Here is a 3,168-nt window from a genome sequence, read left to right as displayed (position 1 = left end):
GGGGAGGTGTGGATGATCCACGCGGGTGCGTCCACGCCCTTGAGGATCCGGTCGATCGCGGCCGAGCGGGCGGCGAACGCCACGTCACGGATCGCGTCCGGGGCGGCGTACGGCGCGGTCGAGCCCAGGGCCGAGGTCATCGCGTCGAAGTCGACGACCACGTCGCCGTCGGCGCGTTGCCCGCGGATCCAGGTGGACTTGCCCGCGCACGGCGGCCCGACGACCACGGTCACGGCACCCACGCTCAGTCCCCCTTCCGGTAGTCCAGGCGGCAGGAGCAGTTCGCGGTCTCCTTCGAGCCGCCGCTGCGGTCGCCCGGCCACCGGCAGCCGTTGCCGAACACGTCGTCGATCGACACGACCTCGCCGTTGAGGGCCTTGTGGCTGGCGCGCGGGTTCTTCCCGCCGGTCCGCCACACCTTCTTTCGCAGGTCGCTGGCGCCGGCGGCGTCGTGTCCGCCGAACCCGCGGGCCTCGGTCGCCGCGGTGCGCGCCCGCCGCTCGGCGACCACGCTCCACGCGGCGGTCGCGAGCGCCAGCTTGTCCTGCCACCGGTCGCCGGGCTCTTCGTCGACCTTCTCGATCGCCTTGCGGCCGGCCGCCTCGTGCGATTCCGCGTGCTCCTCGGCGGCGGCGGCGATCCAGGCGAGCATGACGTCCGGGCTCCACCCCGCGTCGTCCGGGTTGAACTCGGCCAGGACCTCCCAGGCGCCGGCCTGCGCAATGCGGTACCCGTGCTCGGAGATCAACGCGGTCAGCAGCGCGAGGCGATCCTTCGAGCCCGCGTCCCAAAGGGCCAGCAGATCCGGTACGCCGTCCGCCTTCGCGCCGGCCGACCGCGCCAGGCGGGCGCCCTCCTTGTCCGTCAACGCCACCAGGGCCTCGACGAACGCGTCACGCTCCCCCTCGAAGTCGTCGACGGTAGAGGGCCGCCCGGCCTTGGAGAGCACCCGGCGGCCCGCCGCTTTTGGGCCCAGGTCCGCCGGATCCGGAGCCGTGTCCCGCGGCGACGACAGGCCGCCCTCGGTCACGTTCAGCGGCACGATCAGACCGTCGCCGCCCTCGACCTGCGGGAGGTTGTTCCGTGCCCGCGTCTCGTTCACCGTCATCCACGGCGCGCCTGTCGCCGTACTTGCCGCGGCGGCCTGCTCCTCGAAGGACCCGCGCATCTTCTGCGCGATGTTGAACTCCAGATACACCCGGTCCCGGTCCGGCATGTCCGGCAGGAGCTGGGTCTCGATGTCCTGCTGGATCATCTCCAGCCACGGACCCAGCGTGTCCTGGTAAAGGATCTTGTGCTGCTCGGTGATGTTGCTGTAGGTGGCGTGGTCCAGGATCCCGACCAGCGGCGGCGGGATGTGATACGCCGCCGCGACCTCCTCGCGGGTGAGCTTGCGGGCCTCGATGTACTGCGCCTGCTGCGGGTTGATCGCGATCGGCGTGTACACCATGCCGTCCTCCAGGATCGGCGTCCCGCCCTCGCGCCCGCCGCCGGCGGTGAACGCCTTCCACATCTCCTGGAAACGCCGGCGCGCGTCCGGGCTCCATTCCTCCGCGTCCGCCGGGCGGGTCAGGACGCCTGTGGTGCGGGCGCCGTTGCGCCACATCGCGGCGCGCTGCGCGCTCGACTCGCGCTCCTCCATCAGCAACGCGCGCAGCGACTCGATCGACGACGACCCCACCCGCAGGTCGTCCGGCGTGTAGCCGTGGAAGTGCACGACCTCGTCCACCTCGAACCGCCTGCCGCCCGCGGTCTCGTAGTGGGACGGCGCGATCCACGTCCCGCCGGCCGGGCGGATCAGCGCCGGCGGCACCGGCAGCAGGCGCATCGCGCCGGCGAAGCGCAGCTTGATCCAGAACGCCTCGTCGTAGATCGCGATGTCCGACACCAGGCGCTCGATCAGCCGGTACCTGGTCATCCGAGGCATCGGCGCCGACAGCAGCAGCGCGAGCGGATGCTCCGCCAGGCGGGCGCGGTCGGTGTCGCTGACCCGCCGGTACACGTGCAGCCCGATCGACGCGATGTTGCGCGACAAGAAGCTGACGACCGTGCGGACCTGCGGCTGGCACCGCCAGATCTCCGCGAACTCCCACGGCGCGCCCGACAGCGGCAACGCCCCGTACACCGTCCCGGCCAGGCCGCCGATGCCGCCGGTCACCTGCAACTGGCCCGAGGAAACGACGAATGCCATCAGCCACCGCCCGCCAGCACCTGGATGAACTCCACCCGGGCGCGCTCGACGACGACCTCGCCGTCGATGGCCTGCGGATCGCGGCCCGCCTCCAGCAACTCGACGTCCCGCAGCACCAGGAGCGGACCGCGCTTGGCCCACAACACGGCACGGAACGCCTTGTCCGCCAGGTTGACCACGACGCGCTTACGGAGGGCCGTGCGGCGCCACCAGAACATGCGACCCCCTCAGACGATCATCATTGCGGTGTCGTCGTCCTCGTAGACCGACCGGCGCTTGGGCGGCCGGGCGACGACCTCCGCCATGGCCGTGGCCAGCGCGGACACGCCGTCGATCTTGTCGCCGGACGCCGCCTTGTCGGGCTTCACGTTCCCGGCCGGGTCCATCGCCACAGCCAGGTTGTCCACACACCAGCGCACCACCGGATGCCCGCCGTGCCGAAGCGCCGGCCGCTCCGGCGTGCCCTGCAGCACCAGCCGCTGGATCTCCTTCATGACCGGCGACATGGTGGCGAAGCCCTGACGCACCTTCACCATGGGCGCCTTCTCCGCCATCAGCGTGTTCGTCATTTGGGAGGCGTTCCACGGGTCGAAGCCGATCGACTTCACCGTGAACGCATCCCGGTCGCGGCCGATCTGGGCAATGATCCAGTCGTAGTCCGCCACGTTGCCCGGCGTCGCCACCAGCCAGCCCTCGCGCACCCACACGCTCGCAGCCCCGGCCGTCCGCAAATCGAGATTCTCGATGTTCGCCTCGGGCGTCCAGAACCGCCACAGCGCGTCCAGCGTGCCCGTCTCGTCGTCGGGGAACAGCCAGCACAGTGCACACAGGTCGGACGTCGACGCCAGGTCCAGGCCGCCCCAGCACTCCCGGCCCGCGAGCGACAACTCGTCCACCATGCCCGCGTTCGCGTCCCACGCGTCCATCCGCAGGTACTTCGTCTCCTGCTTCGTCCGCCGACCCAGGTGCAGCCGCAG

Annotated in this window: 3 protein-coding genes and 1 pseudogene; all 4 read right to left on the bottom strand. The window is 71.2% G+C overall.

The window, feature by feature from the left end:
- A pseudogene (locus ACWCPW_RS51730) lies at nt 1-233 on the bottom strand (hypothetical protein); the annotation flags it as partial.
- An 11-nt stretch (nt 234-244) separates the two neighbouring features.
- Nucleotides 245-2,191 carry a phage portal protein gene (locus ACWCPW_RS51725; RefSeq protein WP_449768639.1) on the bottom strand — a complete coding sequence of 649 codons (1,947 nt, stop codon included), beginning with the start codon at nt 2,189-2,191 and terminating at the stop codon, nt 245-247.
- A complete protein-coding gene (locus tag ACWCPW_RS51720) occupies nt 2,191-2,409 on the bottom strand; it encodes a hypothetical protein (RefSeq protein ID WP_449768638.1) in 219 nt (72 codons plus the stop codon). Before ACWCPW_RS51720 ends, ACWCPW_RS51725 begins: the two co-directional genes overlap by 1 nt.
- A 9-nt stretch (nt 2,410-2,418) precedes the next feature.
- Nucleotides 2,419-3,168 (bottom strand): terminase TerL endonuclease subunit (locus tag ACWCPW_RS51715; RefSeq protein WP_449768637.1); only part of this gene is annotated, 750 nt, incomplete at its 5' end.

Source organism: Embleya sp. NPDC001921 (assembly GCF_053594475.1).
This window is presented reverse-complemented; position numbering and strand designations above follow the sequence as displayed.